Origin of the sequence: Hydrogenophaga sp. (assembly GCF_050182545.1) — a bacterium.
In the GTDB taxonomy this organism is placed as follows: Bacteria; Pseudomonadota; Gammaproteobacteria; order Burkholderiales; family Burkholderiaceae_C; genus Hydrogenophaga.
Map to the genome: position 1 here is coordinate 1 of NZ_JBFXCD010000024.1, position 24,790 is coordinate 24,790.

At 65.7% G+C, this 24,790-nt stretch carries 14 protein-coding genes; 2 read left to right on the forward strand and 12 right to left on the reverse strand.

The window, feature by feature from the left end; genetic code table 11:
* From AB7P10_RS18330 to AB7P10_RS18345, 4 genes are all read right to left on the reverse strand, one after another.
* Positions 1–5,102 (reverse strand): calcium-binding protein (locus AB7P10_RS18330; RefSeq protein ID WP_428295282.1); only part of this gene is annotated, 5,102 nt, incomplete at its 3' end.
* A gap of 5 nt (positions 5,103–5,107) precedes the next feature.
* Positions 5,108–6,007 (reverse strand): hypothetical protein, encoded by a 900-nt coding sequence (locus tag AB7P10_RS18335; RefSeq protein WP_428295283.1) that lies wholly within the window; start codon positions 6,005–6,007, stop codon positions 5,108–5,110.
* Between the two features lie 179 nt (positions 6,008–6,186).
* Entirely contained in the window at positions 6,187–7,695 is a 1,509-nt protein-coding gene (locus AB7P10_RS18340) for an HlyD family type I secretion periplasmic adaptor subunit (RefSeq protein WP_428295284.1), read from the reverse strand.
* Complete coding sequence (locus AB7P10_RS18345) at positions 7,692–9,848, reverse strand: type I secretion system permease/ATPase (protein ID WP_428295315.1); 2,157 nt, start codon at positions 9,846–9,848, stop codon at positions 7,692–7,694. The genes AB7P10_RS18340 and AB7P10_RS18345 overlap by 4 nt, the downstream gene beginning before the upstream one ends.
* A 205-nt stretch (positions 9,849–10,053) precedes the next feature.
* Here AB7P10_RS18345 and AB7P10_RS18350 point away from each other — a divergent pair, with 205 nt between their 5' ends.
* Positions 10,054–11,226, forward strand: a complete 1,173-nt coding sequence (locus AB7P10_RS18350) for a lipocalin-like domain-containing protein (RefSeq protein WP_428295285.1) — start codon at positions 10,054–10,056, stop codon at positions 11,224–11,226.
* A gap of 7 nt (positions 11,227–11,233) precedes the next feature.
* Here the strand turns inward: AB7P10_RS18350 and AB7P10_RS18355 are convergent, their stop codons facing one another.
* Both AB7P10_RS18355 and AB7P10_RS18360 read right to left on the reverse strand, forming a co-directional pair.
* The gene (locus AB7P10_RS18355) at positions 11,234–12,310 is read right to left on the reverse strand and encodes a M48 family metallopeptidase (protein WP_428295286.1); all 1,077 of its coding nucleotides are present in this window, start codon (positions 12,308–12,310) and stop codon (positions 11,234–11,236) included.
* A complete protein-coding gene (locus AB7P10_RS18360) occupies positions 12,310–13,533 on the reverse strand; it encodes a YjgN family protein (RefSeq protein WP_428295287.1) in 1,224 nt (407 codons plus the stop codon). The genes AB7P10_RS18355 and AB7P10_RS18360 overlap by 1 nt, the downstream gene beginning before the upstream one ends.
* Positions 13,534–13,648: 115 nt before the next feature.
* Between AB7P10_RS18360 and AB7P10_RS18365 the strand changes: the two genes are divergently transcribed.
* Positions 13,649–15,436: an ABC transporter transmembrane domain-containing protein gene (locus AB7P10_RS18365; protein ID WP_428295288.1), complete on the forward strand. Its 1,788-nt coding sequence runs from the start codon at positions 13,649–13,651 to the stop codon at positions 15,434–15,436.
* 46 nt (positions 15,437–15,482) lie between these two features.
* Here AB7P10_RS18365 and AB7P10_RS18370 read toward each other — a convergent pair whose 3' ends face one another.
* The 6 genes from AB7P10_RS18370 to AB7P10_RS18395 form a co-directional block, all read right to left on the reverse strand.
* Positions 15,483–20,102 carry an NAD-glutamate dehydrogenase gene (locus AB7P10_RS18370; RefSeq protein WP_428295289.1) on the reverse strand — a complete coding sequence of 1,540 codons (4,620 nt, stop codon included), beginning with the start codon at positions 20,100–20,102 and terminating at the stop codon, positions 15,483–15,485.
* A 204-nt stretch (positions 20,103–20,306) separates the two neighbouring features.
* The gene (locus tag AB7P10_RS18375; protein ID WP_428295290.1) at positions 20,307–20,786 is read right to left on the reverse strand and encodes a DUF1178 family protein; all 480 of its coding nucleotides are present in this window, start codon (positions 20,784–20,786) and stop codon (positions 20,307–20,309) included.
* The gene (locus tag AB7P10_RS18380; RefSeq protein ID WP_428295291.1) at positions 20,783–21,394 is read right to left on the reverse strand and encodes an NUDIX domain-containing protein; all 612 of its coding nucleotides are present in this window, start codon (positions 21,392–21,394) and stop codon (positions 20,783–20,785) included. The genes AB7P10_RS18375 and AB7P10_RS18380 overlap by 4 nt, the downstream gene beginning before the upstream one ends.
* Entirely contained in the window at positions 21,391–21,696 is a 306-nt protein-coding gene (locus AB7P10_RS18385; RefSeq protein WP_428295292.1) for a DUF2818 family protein, read from the reverse strand. Before AB7P10_RS18385 ends, AB7P10_RS18380 begins: the two co-directional genes overlap by 4 nt.
* Positions 21,697–21,754: 58 nt before the next feature.
* Positions 21,755–23,263 carry an NADH-quinone oxidoreductase subunit NuoN gene (gene nuoN / locus AB7P10_RS18390; RefSeq protein ID WP_428295293.1) on the reverse strand — a complete coding sequence of 503 codons (1,509 nt, stop codon included), beginning with the start codon at positions 23,261–23,263 and terminating at the stop codon, positions 21,755–21,757.
* Positions 23,264–23,300: 37 nt separating this feature from the next.
* Positions 23,301–24,776 carry an NADH-quinone oxidoreductase subunit M gene (locus tag AB7P10_RS18395; RefSeq protein ID WP_428295294.1) on the reverse strand — a complete coding sequence of 492 codons (1,476 nt, stop codon included), beginning with the start codon at positions 24,774–24,776 and terminating at the stop codon, positions 23,301–23,303.
* Positions 24,777–24,790 lie beyond the last annotated feature (14 nt).

A 24,790-nucleotide genomic window follows, 5' to 3' on the forward strand; every position in this document is an offset into this window, starting at 1 on the left:
ACGGTGTCATTGCCATAGCCACCCAGCAAACGGTCGTTGTTGGCCGTGCCATTCAGGGTTTGATCCGAGTAGGCATCCGAGCCACCCGTCGCGTCGCCGTCGAACTGCCGGCTCTGCAGCCAGTCCACCCAGGCGGCCCGGTCCATGCTCGTGCCGTCACTGAACCGCAGCTCCTGGATCAGCTCCGCCAGGCCAGGCGCAAGCACCATGCCCTGGCCGGGTTGAAGCGTGAGCCAGTGCTCTGCGCCCCCGCTTCCATGCAGCAGGTCAAGGTTCAGGTCGGCAAGACCGATCCCTTCCCCGAAGACAAGGACCAACCCCCTTTGCGAAACGTCCGCCCCTTCGGTCAACTGCAGGCGATCCAGACCGTCACCCAGGTTGAACGCGACGGTGTCGGTGGTGACGGCATCACCCTCATCTGCTGCGCCGACATACAACGCATCGTTCCCCAGACCACCCATCAAAGTGTTGCTACCCGCGCCACCGCTCAGCACGTCCTGGCCCGCACCGCCACGCAACTCGTCCTCGCCCGCGTGACCATCCAGCACATCGTTGTGAGAACCACCTTCCAGCAGGTCGGCCGCACGCGTTCCGGCCAGGACCTGGGCGACCTGGATATCGCTTGTGCGGAGGATCTCTCCGTCGGCCCATACACCGGAACGTATGCGCCCGTCTGCGTCGTCGCGTTCCACGACCGACTGCATGTTGACCATTGTTCCTGCCGCCTGAGGGTCCGCCTCGTTGATGGTCTCGATGTGCAGATGCTCCAGGGTCGCGGCGTCGGTCAGCGCGATCAAGGAGCCGCCCCCGAAAGTGGCGAAAATTTGACCGTTCTGAGAGAAGACCTGAAGCCCCTCGGTGCTTATGGTGGTGCCGTCTCTCAGGAGAATTCTGTTCTCGCCTTCGTGATCCTGAATCAAAGAGACCAAGCCCGAAGCGCTCGTCGCGGCTCCTCCATCGATCACATAAGTGTCATCACCCGCGCCGCCGTCGGCGAAGTCTTGGCCGTCAAGGTGAAGTTCGTCGTTGCCGGCACCGCCCAACAAGGCGTCCTGGCCTTCGCCGCCGACCAAGGTGTCGTTTCCATCCTCTCCCGCCAGATGATCGTCACCCGCATCGCCCGCCAGCCAGTCATTGCCAGCCTCCCCCCACATCTGGTCGTTGCCCAGCCCGCCGTATAGGGCATCGTTCCCTTCGCCACCGAGAAATGCATCATCGCCCTCGCCACCGCTCAGGGTGTCATTGCCGCCGCCGCCAAAGAGGCTGTCATTGCCGGCTCCGCCATCGAGCCAATCGTTTCCATCCAGCGCAGTCGTGGCCTCGCCATCACCAAACATGAGCTCGTTGTCCGCACCACCATGCAAAGTGTCGTGACCGGCATTGCCAAACATGGTGTCGTTGCCGTCCTCGCCGTGCAGCTCGTCGTCGCCATCAGTGATGCCGGCTACACCGTTACCGCCATCTATGAGATCGTGGCCCGCTCCACCCCAGAGGCTGTCATTGCCTCCATAGCCATAGAGCGTGTCGTTGCCTGCCCCTCCGTCCAGAAAATCGTCGCCGTGCAAGGCGACAGGCTCACCTGTATCACCTGATAGGTAGTCGTCTCCGTCGCCCCCAAGCAAAACGTCGTGCCCCGCGTCCCCCCACATCGTGTCGTTGCCGGCACCGCCATCGATCCAGTCGTGGCCATGTCCGTCACTGCCGCCATTCCCGTTGTCGCCAAGAAGTACGTCGTCGCCCTCGCCGCCCTCCAGCCAGTCGCTTCCCGAACCGCCAAAGAGGACGTCATCACCACTGCCCCCATATAGCTTGTCCTGACCGCCATCGCCGAAGAGCCAATCGTTGCCTGCTCCTCCATACAAGTTGTCCGCTTCGCCCACCGAGACACTTGGGGATTCGTAGCCCACGTTGGTCAGTGAGTGGTTGTAGACATGGGTACCGCTGACCCAGCGAGAGAATTGCCAACCCACTCCCACAGCGGTGGCATTGGCATCGCCACGAATGAAGTCGTCCCCCGCACCACCCCACAGCGTGTCCTGCCCCTCACCGCCCAGCAGCACGTCGGCACGGCGGCCACCCACCTGCCAGTCGTCACCCGCTCCGCCGGCCAGAATGTCGCCTTGGCCCGAGATGCCATCGTCATCTTCCGTCGCCGCAGTGTGGTCGGCCACCACCTGCTCATCACTTTGCTCGATCTCGGCAAACAGCTTGTCGTCACCGGCCTGTCCCAGCAGCCGGTCCAGCCCTTCGCCGCCCACGAGCGTGTCGTCTCCTTCCCCGGCCATGAGGTAGTCATCCCCCGTGCCGCCATCGAGCAAGTCGTGTCCGCCACGGAATGCGTCGAGGGTGTCGTCCCCGCCGTAGCCGCGCAGTTCGTCGTCGGCCGCGCTGTCGTAGAGCGTGTCAGCCCGGTTGGGCTCGGCTTGCCCGGCGTTGACGATGACATTGCCCAGAGCGTCGTACGCCATCTGCACGCCATTGGCCTGCGGGTCCTGGTCCAGAGGGGCCAGGTCACCCGCGATGTTGGTTTGCGGCGTCACCGGCGTGGGCGCCTGGTGGCCTTGCAGCTGAATGCCGAAGTGGCCGGGCGTCCAATCGCGGATGGTGACCGTGCCGGCGCCGACACTGATCAAGAGGTGCTCTTGGGTGCCATCGGTGATGAGGCGGTAGGTGGCGTGCTGATCTTTCCACTCCTGCGCGCCGGGGCCCGTCTCCTGGCCACCGGAGAGCACATGGTTGAGGTAGCGAATGACACCTCCGTCCTCGTCGAGGATGGTGTCGTTGCCGACCGAGCCATCGATGATGTAGGTGTCAGTGCCCGCGCCGCCTTGTAGGGTGTCGTTGTTCGCGCCTCCGGTCAGCGTATCGACGCCCGTTCCACCCAGCAGCGTGTCGTTGCCGGCGCCGCCATCCAGTACATCATCGCCCGAGCCGCCTTCGAGGTGGTCGGCTCCACCCACGCCTGACAGGGTGTCGTTGCCGGCGCCACCGTAGAGGTGGTCGGGCCGGACATTGTCGAAGCCAGGGAACGAGTCGGCCCCATCGCCGCCGAAAAGGACGTGCTGGTCTGGTAGCACCGTGCCGCCTGCGCTTCGTGTGATCAGCGTCTGTGCTTCATCACTGACTGGGTCCACGAAATGCAGAACAGTGGCATGCCCGTTGGGAGCTTGTGGATCGAATACTTGGCCCGTGTCATTGTTCTGCTGGTTGCGGGAGTTGAGAGCCTGCAGCAGGGTGGCTCTGTCGGCGATCCATTGATCGCTGTAGGTGTACTCGTGATCCGCATCACCGTAGAGGTAGGCATTCCTGTCAGCTTGCCATGCAAGATACAGATCGCTCTGCGTGCTCTGCCACATCGAATCCAGTTCAGCCTGAGCCGCTGAGTCCTCACCGCGCAAGGCAAAAGGACTGAGCTGGTGCAGCGCGAGAAAATCACCGAAGCTCAAGCGGGCTGTGGAGGCAGAGGCTGTACCAGTCTGCACCACGCTCACGCGACCAGCCAGGTCAAGATCGGCGATCCTTTGGTTGATGGCAGCGAGCCGCTCATGCAACGTTTCGCGGCCGCTGTAGCTGTCCACCGGATCGACTTCGTGCCACGTGTTTCCGTTGGGGTTGCCCGACAGCGAGTCACCCGCCACGCCCAGTTGCGCGGCCAGCAGGTTGACAATGCGCTCCAGGCTATTGCCGTCGGCCAAGCCCTGGTTGCCGGGGGTCAGGTTGAGGGCAACGTCTGTGAAGGCCCGCTTGTTATCAGCTGCATGAAACACGCCACTCAGCGCTTCGATGCTGATGTTCGATTGCAGGTGTGCAAATGTACCCTGCACAGACAGGCTATCAATGAGCAAAACCAAGCTGTGCGTGTCACCGAAGTCGTTGATTGAAAAGTCGTCAACCAAGAGCTTGAAGTCTGCTGAAATGGTTCCTAGTCCAGACGCTTCCACCACCTCCGATATCACGTCACCCCGCAGCAACGGCTGATCTTCAATCCATATCCCGACGGGCTCACCATAGTGAATCTGAGAGTAGGCAACACCCGAAGGCTCGGGAGCTCCAAACACATCAAAGAAGTTGGCGATGGGATTGGGGGCGATCTCGTGTTGGCCATAGGCCACCACTCCCGATTCATCGAAGACGGTTCGAGTGGCCTCGGTGAACTGCGCGGCGTGCAACACGGCAAGTTGGTAGTCGAGACCTAGTGCTGCGATGTGTTGGGTCTCGATGATTTTCGCGCCATCGGCATCGCTACCGCTGTCGATGCCGGCGGCGATGCGCTGGGCCTCTTCAGTCATGATTTCGACACGTTGCAGCGCTTCGTACAGCCACGATGCCTGTGGCCTGCCTTCCACAATCAGGCTGAGTGCGGCGGCCTTGTCTACCTGCAGTTGCTGAAGGCGGTCGGACCAGTTGGTGAACTCCGAACCCGAGCTGTAGCGCACGCTGCAGGTCTGGTAGAGGGCAAGTACCTGGTCGTCAGTGAACGCGCTTGAATTGGCGCCCGTGGCCTTGCGCTCGGCAAAGGCCTGCATCACCTGGGTGAGGTTCTGGCCTTCGTCAACCAGGCCCACGCCGGCGCCGTTGTAGGTGTAGGTGGCGGTGACTGCGGAGGGATAGAGCAGGTTGAAGGCGGTAGCCAGGTGGCCGCCCAGGCTGTAGCCAGTGACGGTGAGCGGCGCGCTCACCAGGTTGCGCGCCTGCAGGGATTCGAACCACGCCTGCATGTCCGCGATCTGCCCAAAAGCCCAGCCATGGCCTTTGATCTCCATGGTGTTGGTGGCCTGGTTGTCTCGCATCGCGTCGTCGGCGAATTCAGTCGAGCGAAAGCTCAGGACTTGTTCACCGGTTTGCGAGTTTCTGAACAGCGTTCCGCTAAACCCCGTCTCGGTGTTGCTCTTGTGTTCGACGACTGTCCAGTGGTCGTCGATGAGTTGTTGGGCCTGGGGAGCGGTGAATAGGCTGGCGCGCTCATTGCCCAGCGTCAACGATTGGAGCGTCATCTCTGTACTGACCACGCCCGGTAGTGCGCTTCGAGGCAATCCAAACAATGACTCTGCCGCCATTTGGAGGTTGGCGTACTTCAGATATGCGGAAATCTCGGCTGGCATGGCAATTACTCCCCTTGTTTAGGCTTGAGAACTTTCTCGACGAAAAAGCGGACGTGCCCCGCGGTGGTTGATCGAAGGTTTGGTTCCGGGCATTGACGAGCAAAGGCCCAAGGTTGGCGATTTCCTGCCCGACTCCCAAACCCTGTCTCAAAGCTGTACTGAATGAACTCGCCGAGCAGTTCGCCTGACGTCGTGTCAATAACGGTCACGCGATTGCCCGCAATCCAGTGCGCTCGTCCTTCGGGGTCTTGAATGTCCTCATAGCCAACGGCATAGCGCGGAGAAGGTCCATCGCTCATCGAGCGCTGACCATGAGCCTTGACTGGGTCCGCCGCTGTCACGTATTCAGATTCCGCGCGAAGCGTGTATCGAAAGCGTTGACTACCTTCCTCTACGTCAAGGTAGCGATACCCGCGCAGTCCACCAGATGTTGCGCGAAGCGTATGAAGCGACTGGTTGTTTTCTGGTACGTGGTGGTGGTACAGAAACTTCATGATGTACTCATTCCCACTGGACTCCTTAGGGAAGCCCGCGCCCGACCAATATTGATTCGCCTCATTGCCATACAGGCCATCGGCTCTAATGTTTAAGAGTCGGATCCCCTCCACCCCCTCCACCGTCTTGTAGATCTTCTCGCCCGCCGTCTTGCAGCGCTCCTCGAAGTGCGCTTTGGCGACTTCGTAGCGTTGCCGATTCTCGGTCTGCGCCTGCTCTCTGGTTTGCGCTCGCTCGTAAATCTTCGAGGCGGGCACCGAGAGTGCGATCAGCACCGCTGCCAACGCGATGCCCTTGCCCCGTCGGGTCTTGGGCAGCCAGAGCGCCAAAACAATAACCACCAAACAAATCAGCAAAATGCCGATCCCAGTGGCCTTCAATGCGTATTGCGTCAACCAGTAGTCTTGCACTGCAGTTCTCCCTATCAGAAAACAACTATTGCTTCGGTGTGCATCACGCACAGTGTCGACAGCCGCGAGCATCCCAATCGTTCGCCGCACCAAGGTGTCGGACGCCCTTGGGAACCATGGTTCCATCCGGAATTCTGGTCATCACGCGGGCTCCCGAGACTGATGCAAATGGACTGGCATCACCGCTCCCTCAAACTTTCCGAGCCTGCACGCTGCACGGGGCTCAGCAAATACTCGATCACGCGCCGCTTGCCCGTTTTGATCTCCGCCGTGAGGCTCATGCCCGGTGAGAGCCGCACGGGTTTGCCGTCTATGTCAATCGTGGTCTGCTTAAGCAGCAACGTGGCCATGAACACCGCCCCTTTCTTTTCGTCGTTGACCGCGTCGGCCGTCACACGTAGCACCTGGGCTGGCACTGCGCCATAGCGGGTGTACAGGAAGGTTTCCAGCTTGACTTCAGCGTCCTGGCCAACGCTCACAAAGCCGATGTCCTTGTTCTCCAGCGTCACCTCGGCGGTGACTTCGGCGGCCTCGGGCACGATCACCATGAGCGGCTGGGCCTCGGTGACCACGCCACCAGGGGTGTGGATGGCCAGTTGCTGAACGGTGCCAGCAACTGGCGCCTTCAGCTGGGTCAGGCTTTCGCGTTGTCGTGCCTTGATCGATTCCTGCCCAAGCTGGCTCACGCGGGTCTGGGCCTCGGCCTGCCGGTCGCGCAGGTTGCGCAGGGTCTCGGCCATCAAGGCGCTTTTACCGGCCTGCGACTCGGCCACCAGCAGCTGTACCTCGGTGCGCTTGGCGCGCAAGGTGGCCAGTTCTTGTTCGAGTTCGACACGCTCCCGGCGCCGGTCCTGGGTGGCGTGGGATGACACGAACCCCTGCCCGACCAGGTTTTCGTAGTCGGCTTCGCGCGCTTTCGCCATGGGCAAGGTGGCTTCGACCCGCGCCACCGATTGCTCTGCCACCGCCAGCTCGGCCTTGCGCCTCTGGATCTCGGCATCCAACCGGCCCAGACGCGCCCGGATGTCGTCCCATTCCGAGCCCAGCTGCTGCAGCACCTTGGCTTGCAACGCGGGTTCGAAAGCCGACAGCGCAGGTCTGGGCACGACGGAGGGCAGTGTCTTCAGGCTCAGTGCGCCAAGCAATGCGGTGGTGCGGGCGAGTTCGCTCTGGCTCTGTGCGAGCTGCTCGCCCACGCTCCCGCTGTCGGCCATGGCCATTGTGGGGTCCAGCTCCACCAGCAGTTGACCGGCCTGCACCTTGTCGCCGTCCTGCACCAGCACGCGCAGAACCACGCTGGGCTCCAGCGGCTGGATGACCTTGGTGCGCTCGCTCACCACCACGCGCCCAGACGCCACCGCCACGATGTCGACCTTGCCCAGGATGGCCCAGAGCAGTGCGATGAGGAACAGGCTGATGAGCAGCCAGGCCAGGCGCCGGGGTGCTGGGTGCACAGGCGTCTCTTGCAGGCTCAGCGCCGCAGGCAGAAAAGCCGCCTCATCGGCCAGGCGCGCCGGGCCCGCCATTTCGTGGCGATGGGCCCAGGACATCTTCAGGATGGCCGCGTAGCGCCGAAACAGCGCACGCAATGGATGCGGAAGACGGGGCGCACTGGCTCCGGCCGTGGGCTCGGCGCCGTCGGCCGGCGAGCCCTTTGCATCCTCGGCCCGGAGTTCTGCAACGGTCATGGGTGCTCCCCTTCTGGCTGCCTGGCGTCCTGCAGGCGCCAGAGCTGGGCATAGTGCCCTTCGGCTTGGCCCACCAGCTCGTCATGCGTGCCGCACTCCACGATGCGGCCCCGGTCCATCACCACGATGCGGTTGGCGTGCCGCACGGCCGAGAGCCTGTGCGCGATGATGAGCACCGTGCGGCCCTTGCTGATGCGCGCCATGTTGCGCTGGATGATGGCCTCGCTCTCGTAATCCAGCGCGCTGGTGGCCTCGTCAAAGATCAGGATGCGCGGGTTTCCGAACAGTGCCCGGGCAATGGCGATGCGCTGGCGCTGTCCGCCCGAGAGCGTGCTGCCCTGCTCGCCCACCACGGTGTCGTAGCCTTCGGGCAGTTCGCTGATGAACTCGTGTGCGCCGGCCAGCTGGGCCACCTGCACCACCCATTCGATGGGTGCGGCTGGGTCCGTGATGGCGATGTTCTCTCGCACGCTGCGGTTGAAGAGCAGGTTCTCCTGCAGCACCACGCCCACCTGGCGCCGCAGCTGGGCCGCATCGATCAAACCGATGTCGATGCCGTCGATGAGCACCCGCCCCTGTTCGGGCGAATACAGGCGCTGCACCAGCTTGGTGAGCGTGCTCTTGCCCGACCCGGACCGACCCACAATGCCCAGCACTTCGCCCGCCCCCACGTCCAGGCTCAGGGCATGCAGCACCGGCGCGGCTTCGGGGCGGTACCGGTGCGTGACCTGGTCGAACACCACATGGCCCTTGACGGGCGGCAACTGGGCCGCGTTGGTGGGGGGCACTTCTGTGCGGGTGTTCAGGATATCGCCCAGCCGGGCCATGGAGATGCCGGTTTGCTGGAAGTCCGTCCACAGCTGGGCCATGCGCATGATGGGCTGGGACACGCGCTGGGCGAACATGTTGAAGGCCACGAACTGGCCGACCGTCAGTTGCTGGTCCATCACCAAGTGGGCACCCCACCAGAGGGTGGCGGCGTTGACCAGTTTGCCGATGAGGTTGATGCCCTCGTGCCCCAGCGTGGCCACGTTCTGCGTCTTGAAGCCGGCCGACACGTAGCCCGCCAGCTGGCCGTCCCAGCGTTTGCCAAACGCGGGCTCCAGCGCAGTGGCCTTGACGGTCTGGATGCCGGTGACGGTCTCCACCAGCATGGCCTGGTTTTCTGCGCCACGGGCGAATTTTTCGTCCAGCCGGCGCCGCAGGATGGGCACGATCGCCAGGCTCAGCCCGAAATACAAGGGCAAACTCACCAGCACGATGAGCGTGAGGGTGACGCTGTAAAACATCATCACGGCGATGAACACCACCGAGAACAGCACGTCGAGCACCACCGTGAGCGCGTTGCCTGTGAGGAAGCTGCGGATGTTTTCCAGCTCCCGCACGCGCGCCACCGAGTCCCCCACACGCCGCGCCTGGAAGTAGGCAAGGGGCAACTGCACCAGGTGGCGAAACAGCCGGGCCCCCAGTTCCACGTCAATCCGGCTGGTGGTGTGGCTGAAAACGTAGGTGCGCAGGTAGGTCAAGACCGACTCGAAGACCACCACGACCACCAGGCCGATCACCAGCACGTCCAGCGTGGTCATGCCCTTGTGCACCAGCACCTTGTCCATCACCACCTGAAAGAACAAGGGGCTGATCAGCCCGAAGAGCTGCAGCATGAAGCTGATGAACAGCACTTCGCCCAGCAGCTTGCGGTGCTTGACCAGGGCGGGAATGAACCAGGAGAAGTCGAACTTGGCGAGTTCACCGACCAGCGTCGCCCGGCTGGTGATGAGGATCAGGTCGCCGGTCCATTGTTCGGCGAACACCTCCAGCGATTCGATGGTGGGCCTGCCGGCTGCTGGGTCGTGGATCAGCACGCGCTGCGCATTGACCTGGGCGAGAACAACGGTGCGAGGCGCCATGCCTGGCTGACGGGGATCTCGAAGCAGGGCCAGCGCCGGCAAAGGGACCTGTGAAAGCCGGTCCAAGGTGGACCGGGTCAACTTGGCCTTGAGGCCCACGTGTCGGGCACCCAGAAGAACGTCGTTCGTTGAAGCGGCCTGGGCCTTCGGAATGCCAAGCGCATGCGCGATGACCGCGGGCTCACAGGCGACCTGATGGAGCCGCGCGACCAGGCACAACGCCGCCAGTGGCGCATGGGGATCGATGGGAACGTCGTCGTCAGCCTCAGCATTCGAGACAGGCGCAGCCAACACAGATGCAACATGGCTCCCCACCGATATTCTCTTGTAATGATGTCGATCCCATCGCGACCAGCGGTTTGTAACAAGACGAAATGACAGTCATTCGCACTCACCTGTCAGATCTGACGTTTTCATCCCCCAAACGTGCATTGGACTGGACAATGGCCGGATGGCCACCAGCGGCAAGCACCATTCCGTTTCGTTGAAACGCCCAGCACACGACGCGCTGCGACGCCAGTTGCTCGTCGCCACCGCCGGCGCGCTGGCGCTGCCACACGTGCAGGCGCAGGCCCAGCAGCGCCCCGGCGACGCCCTCCAGCCGCGCCCGCTCGTGTTCCCGCGCGACCACGGCACGCACAACGAGACGCGCACCGAGTGGTGGTACCTCACCGGCCATGCGACGAACGCGCAGGGTCGCGCGTTCGGCTTCCAGGTGACCTTCTTTCGCAGCCGTGTGGACGGCACGCAGGACTTGCAGAGCCGGCTGGCGGCAAAGCAGCTGCTGTTCGCGCACGCGGCCATCACCGACGTGCAGGGCGGCCGGCTGCTGCACGACCAGCGCATCGCGCGCTGGAACGGCGAGCCACCGGCGCAAGCCGAGCGCGGCGTGTTCGCCAGCGCCGAAGACACCCACGTGGTGCTGCGCGACTGGTCGCTGCGCCGCGCGCCCGACGGCAGCTACGCCGCGCGCGTCACCGGTGATGAGCTTCGCATCGAACTGGGCGCCGTGCCGCAGCAGGCCTGGCTGCTGCAGGGCGAAGACGGCCTCTCGCGCAAGGGGCCGGACCCCGCGCAGGCGAGCTTCTACGTAAGCCAGCCGCACCTCGCCGTGCGCGGCACACTGGGCCTGAAGGGGGAGCGATTCGAGGTGCAGGGCACGGCCTGGCTGGACCACGAATGGAGCGAGGCCCTGCTGCACCCCGAGGCCGTGGGCTGGGACTGGATTGGCATGAACCTGTTCGACGGCCACTGCGTGACCGCCTTCCAGCTGCGCCGCAAGGACGGCAGCAAGGTCTGGGCGGGCGGCTCGTTCCGTGCCGCGGGCAGCGCACAAAGCCCCACCGACATCTACCGCTTCCGCCCAGGCGAGGTCGACTTCAAACCCCAGCGCTGGTGGACCAGCCCGCTCACGCGCGCGCGCTATCCCGTCGAATGGATGGTCCGCACGCCGGCGGACTTCTACACCGTCAAGGCCGTGATCGACCCGCAGGAGCTCGACAGCCGCGCGAGCACCGGCACGGTGTACTGGGAAGGCCTGTCCGACCTGTTCGACAGCAATGGCAAGGCCGTGGGGCGTGGCTACCTGGAGATGACGGGCTACGCGCAGCGGCTGGTGCTGTGAAGCGCCATCAAGGTCCGTCCTCCCGCCACTCACGGAAGAAGCGGATGCGCTCTTCGTGGTCCGGGTGGCTGGCGATGGCGATGGGCAGCGACGCGCCGCGCTCGTCTTCGCCATCGCGTCGGTCTTTGACTTCGCTCTCGCCGTCTTCCTTCAGCATGCGCTCGAAGAAAACGACCATGGCCGATGGCGGGATGCCGCTGGCGTGCAGCAGCCGCGCGGCATGCGCGTCGGCGCGGCGTTCGGCGTCGCGCGAATAGGCCTGGGTGGCCAGGGTGGCGGGCACGGTGGCAAGGAAGCCGCTGGCGTCACCGAGCACCACGCCCACCAGTGCGCTGATGAGGCTGGCGCGCACCATCAGGTCGAGGCCGTCGCGGTGTTCCACATGGCCGAGTTCGTGCGCGAGCACGCCCACGATGGCGTCGGGCTGGTCGTGCAGCAGCTTCACCAGCTCGTCGGTCATGACGATGAAGCCGCCCGGCAGCGCGAAGGCGTTGGCGCCGAGCACGGGCGAGGCGTGGAAGGCCAGTTCCCAGTGCGGCGCGTCGCCCTGCGGGTAGGCGCGCTCCACCAGCGCGGCGAAGCGCTGGCGCAGATCGTCCTGCTGTTTCCGCGGCAGCTCGCTGGGGCGCAGGAACAGGCGGTCCAGCTGCCGCAGGCTCTGCTGGCCGATGTGGGTGTCCAGCGAATCGGGCACCTGGTGCGCCAGCGTCTGGCTCAGCCAGGGCACGCCCCAGACCCAGGCCGCCGCGAGGAACACCACCGTACCGGCCATGGCCACCAGCGTGGCCCGCCAGCTCTGCATCCAGCCCACCACGACACCTTCGCGCTGGCCGCTGGCCTGCCACCACGCGTCCCATTCGGCGGCGTCGGCGTGCTGGATCAGGCCGCCATCGGGCAGCTCGGTCTGGCGCTGGCCGTGGGTGCGGCGCTCGGGCCAGCGCACGCGCGAGAGCGGGTAGCGCCGTTCTTCACCGTCTTCGGCCCGCACGAACAGCTCGTCGCCCTCGATGCGCAGCGTGACCGCGCGCGCCTTCGGTGACTGGCCGTCGAACCAGCGCGATGCGATCGGGCCGGCGCCTTCCATCAAAGCCCCATGTCCATGCCGAAGAAGTCGCCGGCGGCATCGCCCAGCAAGCCCTTGTGCGACTGCTGCGCGCGCGAGAGCCACTGGTCCACCGGGCCTTGCACCTCCAGCGACAGGGCTTCGAGCTTCACGCGCGCGGTGCGCACCTTGGCAAACGGCCAGTACAGGCCGAGCGTGACGATGATGAGCAGCCAGTTGACCAGGGTGACGCGGAACAGGTCGCGAAAGCGCAGCGCGCTGGCGAAGGCGATCTTCGGGCTCTGCGTGCCGCTCCACGACAGGTTCTGCAGGCGCGCGCCGAAGTACGGCAGGGTGACCAGCGGCAACAGCAGGTAGGCCAGGCCCGCGCCCGTGGCCAGCAGCACGAGCCCGAGCACGCCGGGGCGCACCGCGCCAATGAGCACCGCGCGCACGCCGTTCTGGCCACCCATCACGAGGAAAAACACCGCGAACAGCAGCGCCGCCGCGAGCACGCCCACCAGCAGGCTGACCAGGCCGGTCTTGAGGAACAGCAGGTAGAAGCGGCCATTGCCCACGCGCAGCTGCGTGCGCTCCTGCGCGAACGCGTAGCCGCCGTGCTGGTAGCGCTTGATGCGCGCCAGCAGCCAGGGCAGCAGCGCGACGAACACCAGCACCGTGATGCCGATGACCTGCATGCCGCGCCGCACCTCGTCGGGCGCCACCTGCTCGCCCTCCTGCCCCGCCGGCAGGAACAGCACGAAGGCCAGCGCCGGCAGGAAGAACGGCAGCAGGCTCAGGTAGGCCGACAACAGATCGCCCTGGAACGACAGGCGCACACCTCGCCAGCTGGTGTTGAGCAGGCGAAACTGCAGCGAGGCGCGCCAGAGCGCGGGCCACAGCAGCATGAACACCGCCAGCGCCACCCATTCCATGCCGGGCACGAAGTTCGTCACAGCCCAGTAGCCCACGCCCAGCAGCAGGATCAGCAGGTAGCCGCGGAACATCTTCCTGGGGTCGGCGTGAAAACCCAGCGGGTCGCCGCCCACCAGCGTGTTGTTCTGGAAGTAGGCAATGCGCCGCGCGCGTGCGAAGGGCACGTAGAGCGTGAAGGTCACCAGCGTGAGCAGCAGGTTGACGATCCAGATGCGGAAGTACTCGCTGCCCGAACCGGTGAAGCGGATGTCGAGCGTCTGCCGTGGCTGGTGCTGCGCGGGCGCGTCCACCAGCGCCTCGGTGGGCGCGAAATCGTCCTGTTGTGCCATCCCCATCCCTCTTGAAGTTGAAAATTTTGGGCGCATCCTAGCATTGCCCTGCGCGGCACACCTGCCCTGCAGCGGCTGTCCACCCGCCATTCCGAAACCCGGCACACTCTCGCCCATGGCCTCCCCCACACCTTCAGACCGCCCCCCGGCTTCCTCCCCCACATCGCTTGGCGGCCTGCTGCCGTTCATGCGGCCCTACCGCACGCAGATCGGACTGGCCGCGCTGTTCCTGGTGCTCGCGGCGGTCGCCACGCTGCTGTTTCCCGTGGCGCTGCGCGGCCTGATCGACAGCGGCCTGGTGGCCGACGACCGCAGCGCGCAAGCCATGAGCCTGCGCGGCCACTTCCTCGAAATGTTTGCCGTTGCGGTGGCGCTGGGCCTGTTCTCGGCCGCGCGCTTCTACCTGGTGAGCTGGCTGGGCGAGCGCATCACGGCCGATCTGCGCAACGCGGTCTACAGCCACGTGCTGCGGCAGAGCCCGCAGTTCTTCGAGACCACGCAGACCGGCGAGGTGCTGAGCCGCCTGACCACCGACACCACGCTGGTGCAAACCGTGGTGGGTTCGTCGCTTTCCATGGGCCTGCGCAATGGCGTGATGGGGCTGGGCGCGCTGATCATGCTGGTGTGGACCAACCCCTATGTGATGCTGCAGGTGCTGCTGATCATCCTGCTGGTGGTGCTGCCCAGCATGTGGTTCGGGCGGCGCGTGCGCAAGCTCTCGCGCGCCAGCCAGGACCGCGTGGCCGATTCCAGCGCGATCGCGGCCGAGGTGCTCAACGCCATTCCCATCGTGCAGAGCTACACCGCCGAAGACCGCGAGGCACGGCGCTTCGGTGATTCGACCGAGAGCGCCTTCCACACCGCCATCCGCCGCTCCAGGGCGCGCGCCGGCATGGTCGCCTTCATCATCATCAGCACCGCCGCGCTGCTGCTCTGGGGCCTGTACCAGGGCACGCAGGCGGTGCTGGCGGGCACGATCACGCCCGGGCATCTGGGGCAGACGGTCGTGTACATCATCATCCTGGCGGGCGCGGTGGCGGTGCTGGGCGAGGTGTACGGCGACCTGCTGCGCGCCGCGGGCGCCAGCGAACGGTTGATGGAACTGCTGGCGAGCGCATCCCCCGTGCAGTCGCCCGCGCAGCCGCTGCAGGCACCAGCGCCGAAGGGCGGCAGCGCGCTGGTGTTCGACGACATCAGCTTCCACTACCCCTCACGCCCGGCGCAGCCCGCGCTCAGCGGCTTTACGCTGGACGTGCAGCCGGGGCAGACCGTGGCGCTGGTGGGCCCCAGCGGCGCGGGCAAGACCACGGTGTTCGCCCTGCTGCTGCGCTACTACGACCCGGCGATTGGCAGCATCCGCCTGGACGGCGTGCCGATCGACCGCATGAGCCTGCACGACCTGCGCCAGCGCATCGGCATCGTGCCGCAGGACCCGGTGATCTTCTCCAGCAGCGCGATGGAGAACATCCGCTATGGCCGGCCCGACGCCAGCGACGCCGAGGTGCGTGCCGCGGCCACCGCTGCGTTCGCCGACGAGTTCATCGAACGGCTGCCCGAGGGCTACGACACCTTCCTGGGCGAGCGCGGCGTACGCCTCTCCGGTGGCCAGCGCCAGCGCATCGCGATCGCGCGCGCCATGCTGAAGAACCCGCCCCTGCTGCTGCTCGACGAAGCCACCAGCGCGCTGGACGCACAGAGCGAGCGCATGGTGCAGGCGGCGCTGGAATCGGCGATGAAGGACCGCACGACGCTGGTGATCGCACACCGCCTGGCCACCGTGCAGCAGGCCGACCGCATCGTGGTGCTCGACCACGGCCGCCTGGTGGAACAGGGCACGCACGCCGAGCTGGTGGCGCGCGGCGGCGTGTACGCCGGCCTGGCAGCGCTGCAGTTCAACGCCTGATCACCTGCGCCGCAAGCCGCGCAGCGGCGCAGGGGGGAGTTCCGAATTACGCCAGCTGCCGCAGCTCCCGCAGCGCCACCGACACCGGCGCCAGATCGGGCGCCTGGTCGGCAATGCTCGCGTGTATGGCGTTGATGCGTTCGATGGCCTTGGCGTGTCGCTCCTGCCATGCGGCCAGCGACTGCTTGCTGCTCAGCAGCGACAGCACGAGCTGCCCGGCGATGGAGTACACGTCGTCGCGCGCGCTGGCGCGGGCCTGGGTCTGCCACAGCGAGTCGGTCGGCAGCCTGCCGATGTGCTGGCGCCAGCGGTCCAGGCCCAGCGTGCCCTCGATCGCGAAGTAGGTGCGCGCGGCCTGCTCCAGCGTGCTGCCGGCCTGGGTCGCCACGTCCACCAGGTCGAGCACCGGGTACAGGTGGTCGAGCACGGTGAGGTCGTCGGCGAGCCGGGCGTCCACGCCAGCCTGCACCAGGCGCTCGCTGGCGGCTTTCCATTGTTCGCGCGCGCTCGCAGGCAGCCACTGCTCGACATGCTCACGCAGCGTCTGCGCGGCCGGGCGGTACTTGGCGATCAGCGTGGGCAAGTCGCCCTGGCCGCGATGGCGCAGCATCCAGCGGCTGGCGCGCTGGGTGATGGCCGTGAGCTGGGTGAGCAGGTTCAGTTGCAGTTCGCTGGTCACCTTGAGGTCGAGCGCGTCGATGCGGTCCCAGATGGGTTCGAGCGCGAACACCTCGCGCGCCAGCGTGTAAGCGCTGACCACATCGGCGGCGGTGCAGGAGGCTTCGGTGGCGAGGAAATTGACGAAGGTCGCGCCCATGCGGTTGACCACCGCATTGGTCATGTAGGTGGCGATGATCTCGCGCTTGAGCGGGTGCCGCGCGATGGACTCGCCATGGCGCTCGCCCAGGACGGTGGGGAAATACGTGGTGAGCGCACGGGCATAGAACGGGTCGTCGGGCAGGCTGCTGGCGCAGAGCTCGTCGAACAGGTTCATCTTGGCGTAGGCCATCAGCACCGCGTTCTCCGGGCGGGTCAGGCCCTTGCCCTCGCGTTTGCGCCGTGCCAGCTCGTCGTCGGTGGGCAGGAACTCAATGGCGCGCTTGAGCAGGCCGATCTGTTCCAGCCAGCGCATGAGGTTCTGCTGGCCGTCGAGCAGGTAGACCGGACGCGCGGCCGCAAGCTCGATCTGCTGAGTCTGGTAGTAGTTGTCCTGCAGCACGAGCCGGCCGACCTCGTCCGTCATGCTCGCAAGCAGCTCGTTGCGGCTCTCCTGCGTGAGACCGCCGGCTTCCTGCACCGCGCCGAGCAGGATCTTGATGTTGACCTCGTGGTCAGAGCAGTCCACGCCGGCGGAGTTGTCGATCGCGTCGGTGTAGATCAGGCCGCCGGCCTGGGCGAACTCGATGCGGCCGTTCTGCGTGCAACCCAGGTTGCCACCCTCGCCGAACACCTTGCAGCGCAGCTCGTTGCCGTTGACGCGAAAGGCATCGCCCGCTTTGTCACCCACCTGTGTGTGGCTCTCGAAGCTGGCCTTGACGTAAGTGCCGATGCCGCCGTTGTAGAGCAGGTCCACCGGGGCCTTGAGAATGGCGTTGAGCAAATCATTGGGCGCCATCTCGGTGGCGTCGGTGCCGATCACGGCACGCGCCTGCGCGCTCAGCGCGATCGACTTGGCGCTGCGCGGGAACACGCCACCGCCCTGGCTGATCAGGCGCTTGTCGTAGTCGGCCCAGCTGGAGCGCGGGAGTTTGAAGAGGCGCTCGCGCTCGGCGTAGCTGGCCGCCACGTCCGGGTCGGGGTCGATGAAGATGTGCCGGTGGTCGAAAGCCAGCACCAGCTTGATCTGCGTGGACAGCAGCATGCCGTTGCCGAACACGTCGCCCGACATGTCGCCGATGCCGGCCACCGTGAAGGGCTGGCTCTGCGTGTCCACGCCCAGGCCGCGGAAATGGCGTTTGACCGATTCCCAGGCGCCGCGCGCGGTGATGCCCATCTTCTTGTGGTCGTAGCCGACCGAGCCGCCGGAAGCGAAGGCGTCGCCGAGCCAGAAGCCGTAGTCCGCGCTCACGCCGTTGGCGATGTCGCTGAAGGTGGCCGTGCCCTTGTCGGCCGCCACCACCAGGTAGGGGTCGTCTTCGTCGTGGCGCACCACGTCCGGCGGCGGCACGACCGCGCCCTTGACCAGGTTGTCGGTGACATCGAGCAGGCCCGAAAGAAAGGTCTTGTAGCAGGCCACGCCCTCGGCCAGATACGCTTCGCGCTCGCTCGCAGGCGGCGCCTTTTTGAGCACGAAACCGCCCTTGGAGCCGACCGGAACGATCACCGTGTTCTTGACCATCTGCGCCTTGACCAGACCGAGGATCTCGGTGCGGAAGTCCTCGCGGCGGTCGGACCAGCGCAGGCCGCCGCGCGCCACCTTGCCACCGCGCAGGTGCACGCCCTCGACACGGGGCGAGTACACCCAGATCTCGAACAGCGGCTTGGGTTCGGGCACGTTGGGGATGTCGCGCGGGCTGAGCTTGAAGCTCATGCAGGTCTTGCCGCGCTGGTAGACGTTGGTGCGCAGTGTCGCGTTGATGGTGCTGAGGAACTGGCGCAGCACGCGGTCCTCCTCCAGGCTGGCCACATCGGCCAGTTGGGACTCGATCGCATGCACGCTGGCTTCGGTGCGTTCGTCGCGGCGTTCGGCCTGCGCGGGGTCGAAGCGGATCGCGAACAGCTGGGCCAGTCCCTGCGCAATGGCCGGATTGCGGTTGAGCGTGTCTTCGATGTAGCTCTGGCCGAAGGCGAAACCCAGTTGCTTGAAGTAGCGCACGTAGGCGCGCAGGACGGCGATGGCCCGCGCATCGAGATCGGTGGTGAGCACCAGGCGATTGAGTGCGTCGCACTCGGCCTCCTGGCGCCAGACCGCCTGGAACAGCTGCTCGAATCGCTCCCGCAGCCGCGCCACGTCCATCGGCTGGGCGAACTGCAGGCCCCAGTCGTGGATCCAGAGGTCCTGCTCGGCCAGGTGGTAGGGGTGCTCGTCGATCACGCGCGCGCCCATGGACTCCATCACGGGCAAGGCATCGGAGAGCACAACCTTTTGCAGCGCGTAGGTCTTGAAACGCACCTGGTCCCCGCGCTGGTAGAGCTGCAGGGCCAGCGGCTGCGCCTTGCCCAGGCCGCTGAGAATCGCGGCGTCACCGGCAGCGGTTTCCGCATCGAAGTCCTCTCGGTACGCGGTCGGGAACGCGGCGACCAGCGCCTGCAGCCCGCCGGCACCCCGCCCGCTGCGCGCCAGCAGCACGGCATTGACGCCGTCGATCCAACGCTTGCAGGCCTGCGCCACACGGGCCTCAAGCTGGGCCACATCGACCTGGGCTGGCAGCAGGTCCCGGGCGCGCACGATGTAGTGGATGCGCGCGAGCGCGCTGTCGGTGAGCATGGGGGTGAACTCCACCGAGGCGGCGTCGAAGGCTTCGGTGAACAGCGCCCCGAGCTTGACGCGCAGCTCGGTGGTGTACACGTCGCGCGGCACGTACACCAGCAGCGAAGCGAGTCGGCCGAAAATGCCCCGACGCACAAACAAGCGCACGCGCTGACGCTCCTGCAGGCGCAGGATGCCCATGGCATGCTGTTCCAGCGTGGCGGCATCGATCTGCAACATCTCCTCGCGCGGGTAAGTCTCCAGAATGGCCTGCAGGGCCTTGTGCGCATGGCTGCCATGCACCACGCCCGCGTTGGCCATGACGCGCGCCACGTTCTGGCGCACGACAGGGATCTGCTCCACCGAGGCCGCGTAGGCGGCCGAGGTGTACAGGCCGAGAAAGCGGCTCTCGCCAACCGGCTGGCCAGCAGCGTCCAGACGCTTGACGCTGATCGCATCGAGCCAGGCCGGACGGTGCACGGTGGAACGGCTCATGGCCTTGGTCGAGAGCACCAGGCCCGAGTCCGAGTTGAAGCGCTCGATGGGCGTGGCCGGCAGGGGCTGCGCACCCTTCGCCTTGAGCAGGCCCAGCGCGCTGCCGGGCACGGGCACCAGGGCGCCCTCCTTGAGTTCGAAGTCCTCGGCCGCCAGGAAGGTGAAATGCCCCTGCTCCAGCCAGCTCAGAAAGGCCTTTGCTTCATCCGCCACGCTGGCGTCCAGCGCGGTGAAACCGGCATTGAGCACTTGCACGCGCGAGAGCATGGGACGCCAGTCCTGCACCGCCAGGCGCACGTCCTGCAAGGTGTCCAGGATCGCCTGGATCAAGGCGATGCCTTCCGGATCGGCCACCAGCCTGTCGCACTCGACCAGGATGCAAGAGACCACCGGGCCGGCGCTGCCGCCCTGGGGCGCCGCGGCGGCGATCTCGCTGACCTGCCCGTCGGCGTCGCGCACGACGCGCAGCAGGGGATGCACGATCCAGTGCACCGTGCGCCCACTGCGGTTGACCGCCATCCCCACCGAGTCGACCAGGAACGGCATGTCGGGGTGCACGATCTGCAGCACGTGGGTGTCAGTCTCCCGACCCTGCCCCAGCGCCGACGGGGACAGGCTGCGCACGCGCACTTCGCCCGCTGGCGTGGCCCGCAGCAGGGCTTCGTGCGCGCTCGCCATGGCCTGCAGCAGGGCTGGGTCGCGGTTGCGCATTTCCTCGGGGTCTGCCGCAGCGAAATACAGGTCCTGAAAGCTCGGGTTCATGGTCGGTGTCCCGTTGGTGGTGTTGGCCTTGGGGTGAAAATTTGCGCGATTCTAGGATCGCTTCCGGCGTGCAAAGGACTCTAGTCAAGGATTGCATGGACCCATGCCATGCCATCATGCGCAAAGTGCATGATGCGCTCGCATACGGTTCCGGCCAAGAAAAAACCCCGCCAGGCGGGGTCTTGTCATGGGTTGGGAAGACCGCTACTGCAGGGTTTCCTTGATCGCTGGCAGCATGGCCAGGGGCAGCACGTCGATGCCCTCCTCCAGCAACTCCAGGGCTTCCTGGGGACTGGCTTGGCCGCGGATATGGCGGTGCGCCACTTCGCCATGGTGCATGGCGCGGGCCTCGTCGGCGAAGCGTTCCCCCACGTCCTCGGACTGCGCCACCACCTCGCGCAGCGCGCGCAGCACGCGCGCCTGCAACGCGACCAGCTCAGGAGGAACAGGCGTCTGGTTGCTCACCGTCAGGGTCGTGGCGCCCGAAGGCGCCTCCTGCTGCTCCTGCGCACGGTTGCCGCGCAGGTTCAAGCGAGGGGCTGAGAGCTTTTTCTCGATGCGCGCGTCGCCGCACAAGGGACACGTCACCAGCCCACGTTCCATCTGGCTCGTGAAATCGTCTTCGGAACCGAACCAGCCTTCAAAGGCATGCTGGTGCGCGCATTGCAGGTTGAGGACCTTCATGGCTCGGATTGTCCGGCATCCGGGGCGGCATCGCCGGGTCTCCACTCCAGAGCCCATTCGCCGCGCAGCACGTTCTGCGGCCACATCGAACCGATGAGGGTCTTGCAGTCGATCACCTCGCCGCTAAAGCACCAGGCCTGCAACTCGGCCGGGGTGGCGGCGAACACGTCCAGGAACTCGCCCTGGTCGAGCTGGCGCTCACCCTGCGTGAGGCCGCGCGCGAACCAGATGTCGATGATCTCGTCGGAGTACGCGATGGTGGGTGCAAGCCGCCCGGCAAAGGCCCACTCGCGGGCGGTATAGCCGGTTTCTTCCAGCAACTCACGCTGCGCGCAGGCCAGGCTGCCCTCGCCCTCATCGAACTTGCCGGCGGGAAACTCGGTCATCACCGCCCGCATGGGGTGGCGGAACTGCCGCTCCAGCACCACCCGGCCATCGTCGAGCAGGCCGATCACCATCACGGCACCGGGATGCAGCACGAACTCGCGCGTCGCCTCGGCACCATCGGGCAGCCGCACGGTGTCGCGCACCACGTGCAGGAAGTGACCGCGCAGCAGCTCGGCGCGCGCCAGCGGCGTTTCCCGCAGGTGGCGGTCGTCGTTGGTCATCCGCGGCGCCGGTACAGGTAGCGATAGACGAAGCCGGGGAATGCCAGCGTGAGGAAGAGCGCGCCGGTGGTGGCGTAGAACTCCCAGCCCTGTGGCGCGATCTGCCCGGCGCGCTGTTCCAGCGCCAGGCCCAGTGCGCCGACCAGCAGGTACAGCAGCACCAGCTCGGCCACGCGCATCCACAAGGTCTTGTGCGGGGCGCGGCGCGGCAGCACGGCCAGCCAGCGCTCGTTCACGAAGGGCAGGTTGGCGGCAATGAAGGCGGTGATCAGCACCAGCCAGACGGAGAAGGTGTGGGTCATGGAACGGTATGTGAGCCGATGACCGCCGGCGAGTTCACCGGCGCCACCGAGCCGGGCCTCAGGCGAACAGCTGCGCCACAGCCTGGGCACACAGCGTCATCAGGCCACCGGGCACGACACCCAGCACCAGAACCAGGGCGCCGTTGAGTGAAAGCACCGTGCGCGCGTCGGCACCGGCTTCAATCTCGTCGGTCTGCGTCGGAGCGTCGAAGTACATGATCTTGACCACGCGCAGGTAGTAGAACGCACCGATCAGGGACATGACCACCGCGAACACCGCCAGGCCCACATAGAACGCGCCACTGGAAGCCAGCAGCGCCTGCAGCACCGACAGCTTGGCGTAGAAGCCGACCAGCGGAGGCACACCGGCCAGCGAGAACATGCAGATGGCCATGACGCCGGCGTACAGCGGGCTGCGCTGATTCAGCCCGGCGAGGTCGCTGACGTTCTCCGACTCGAAGCCGCTGCGCGAGAGCAGCAGGATCACGCCGAAGGTGCCCAGCGTGGTCAGCACGTAGGTGATCACGTAGAACATGGACGAGCCATAGGCGTTGGCCATGTTGCCGCTGTCCAGACCACTGCCGCCCTGCACCACGCCCGCGAGCAGGCCCAGCAGCATGAAGCCCATCTGCGCGATGGTGGAGAAGGCCAGCATGCGCTTGAGGTTGCTCTGCGCGATGGCCGCCAGGTTGCCCACCAGCAGCGACATGACGGCCAGCACGGCCAGCATCTGTTGCCAGTCCACGGCGAGCGGCTGAAGGCCTTCGACCAGCAGCCGGATCAAGATGGCAAAAGCGGCCAGCTTCGGCGCGCCACCGATCATGAGGGTGATGGCCGTGGGCGCACCGTGGTACACGTCGGGCACCCACATGTGGAATGGCACCACGCCAAGCTTGAAGGCCAGGCCGGCGACCACGAACACCAGGCCGAGCGTGAGCACCTGGGCCGAACCCTTGAGCATGGCTTTGCCGCCGGCGATGGCCTTGAGCACCTCCGCCACGTCGAGCGAGCCGGTGGCGCCATAGACCATGGACAGGCCGTAGAGCAGGAAGCCGCTGGCCAGCGCGCCCAGCACGAAGTACTTCATGGCGGCCTCGGTGGCCTGCACATCGTCGCGGCGCAGCGCCACGAGCGCGTAGCTCGACAGCGTCAGCAGTTCCAGGCCCAGGTAGATCACCAGGAAGTTGTGGCCCGAGATCATGACGAACATGCCCAGCAATGCGAACATGGCCAGCGTGAACAGTTCGCCCCCGCGCAGCATGTCGCGCTGCGCTGAATAGCCACGGCCATAGACCAGCGTGGCCATGACGGCGATGGTGGCAAAGCACTTGAGCCAGTTGCCCATGGGGTCACTGACGATCATGCCGCCAAAGCCCTCGATGGTGTTGCCCGAAGCCGCCGCCGCGCCCTGCAGCAGCGCAACCACGGCCAGCGTGAGCAGGGTCAGGCCGTATGTGCCCCCCCGCAGCGGCGTCTTCACCGCCAGATCAACCAGCGCAATCACGCAGGCCATGGTCAGCAGAAGGATTTCCGGGTAAGCCGCGACCCAGCTGAGCTTGTCAATCATGTGAGCGTTCTCTTCTGTAGCTTGGTGCCCATGAGGCTCAGTTCAATTTGGAGATGGCGACGTGGCGCAGCAGCTCGGCCACGGATGCGTCCATCACGTCGGTGAAGGGCTTGGGGTACACGCCCATGTACAGCACGGCGATGGCCAGCACCGCCAGCACCAGGAACTCGCGCTTGTTGATGTCGACCAGCGCCTTGACGTTGTCGTTGCCCACGCTGCCGAGGTAGACGCGCTTGTACATCCAGAGCGAGTACGCGGCGCCGAAGATCAGTGCCGAGGCCGCCAGCAAGCCGATCCAGAAATTGGCCTTGACGGCCGCGATGATCACCATCCATTCGCCCACGAACCCGGCCGTTCCCGGCAGGCCGCAGTTGGCCATGGTGAAGAGCAGCGCGAAGGCGGCGAAGTTGGGCATGGTGTTGACCACGCCGCCGTAGTCCGCGATCTCGCGCGAGTGCACGCGGTCGTACAACACACCGATGCCGAGGAACATCGCGGCCGAAACGAAGCCGTGCGCGATCATCTGCACGATGGCGCCGGAGACCCCCAGGTCACTGAAGACGAAGAACCCCAGCGTGACGAAACCCATGTGCGCGACCGACGAATAGGCCACGAGCTTCTTCATGTCCTGCTGCACCATGGCGACCAGGCCCACGTAGATGACGGCAATGAGCGAGAGCGCGATCATCAGCCAGGCCCATTCGTGCGAGGCGTCGGGCAGGATGGGAAGCGAAAAGCGCAAGAAGCCATAGGCGCCCAGCTTGAGCATGATGGCCGCCAGCACGGCCGAGCCGCCGGTGGGCGCTTCCACGTGCACGTCAGGCAACCAGGTGTGCACCGGCCACATCGGCACCTTCACCGCGAAGGCCGCGAAGAAGGCAAAGAACAGCAAAGTCTGCGCGGTGCCGCCCAGCGGCAGCTTGTACCAGTCGGCCAGGGCAAAGCTGCCGCCGGCCTGCGTGTACAGATAGATCAGCGCGACCAGCATGAGCAGCGAGCCCAGCAAGGTGTACAGGAAGAACTTGAAGGCGGCGTAGATCTTGTTCGGGCCGCCCCAGATGCCGATGATCAGGTACATCGGGATCAGCGTGGCCTCGAAGAACACGTAGAACAGCATCGCGTCCTGCGCGCTGAAGACGCCGATCATCAAGCCCGAGAGGATGAGGAATGCGCCCATGTACTGGTTGACGCGGGAGGTGATGGACTCCCAGCTGGCCACCACCACCACCACGTTGATGAAGGCGGTCAGCAGCACCAGCCAGAGCGAGATGCCGTCCACGCCCAGGTGGTAGTGCACGTTGAAGTGCTCGATCCAGACACTTTTCTCGACGAACTGCATCGCGGCGGTGCCGAGCTCGAAACCGCTGTAGAGCGGCACCGTCACGACCAGGCCGGCGATGGCGCCCACCAGCGCGATCCAGCGCACCATGTGGGCCTGATCGTCGCGGCCCAGGGCCAGCAGCACGACGCCGAAGAAGATCGGCGTCCAGATTGCAAGGCTCAGCAAACCCATCTTGTTATCCCTCT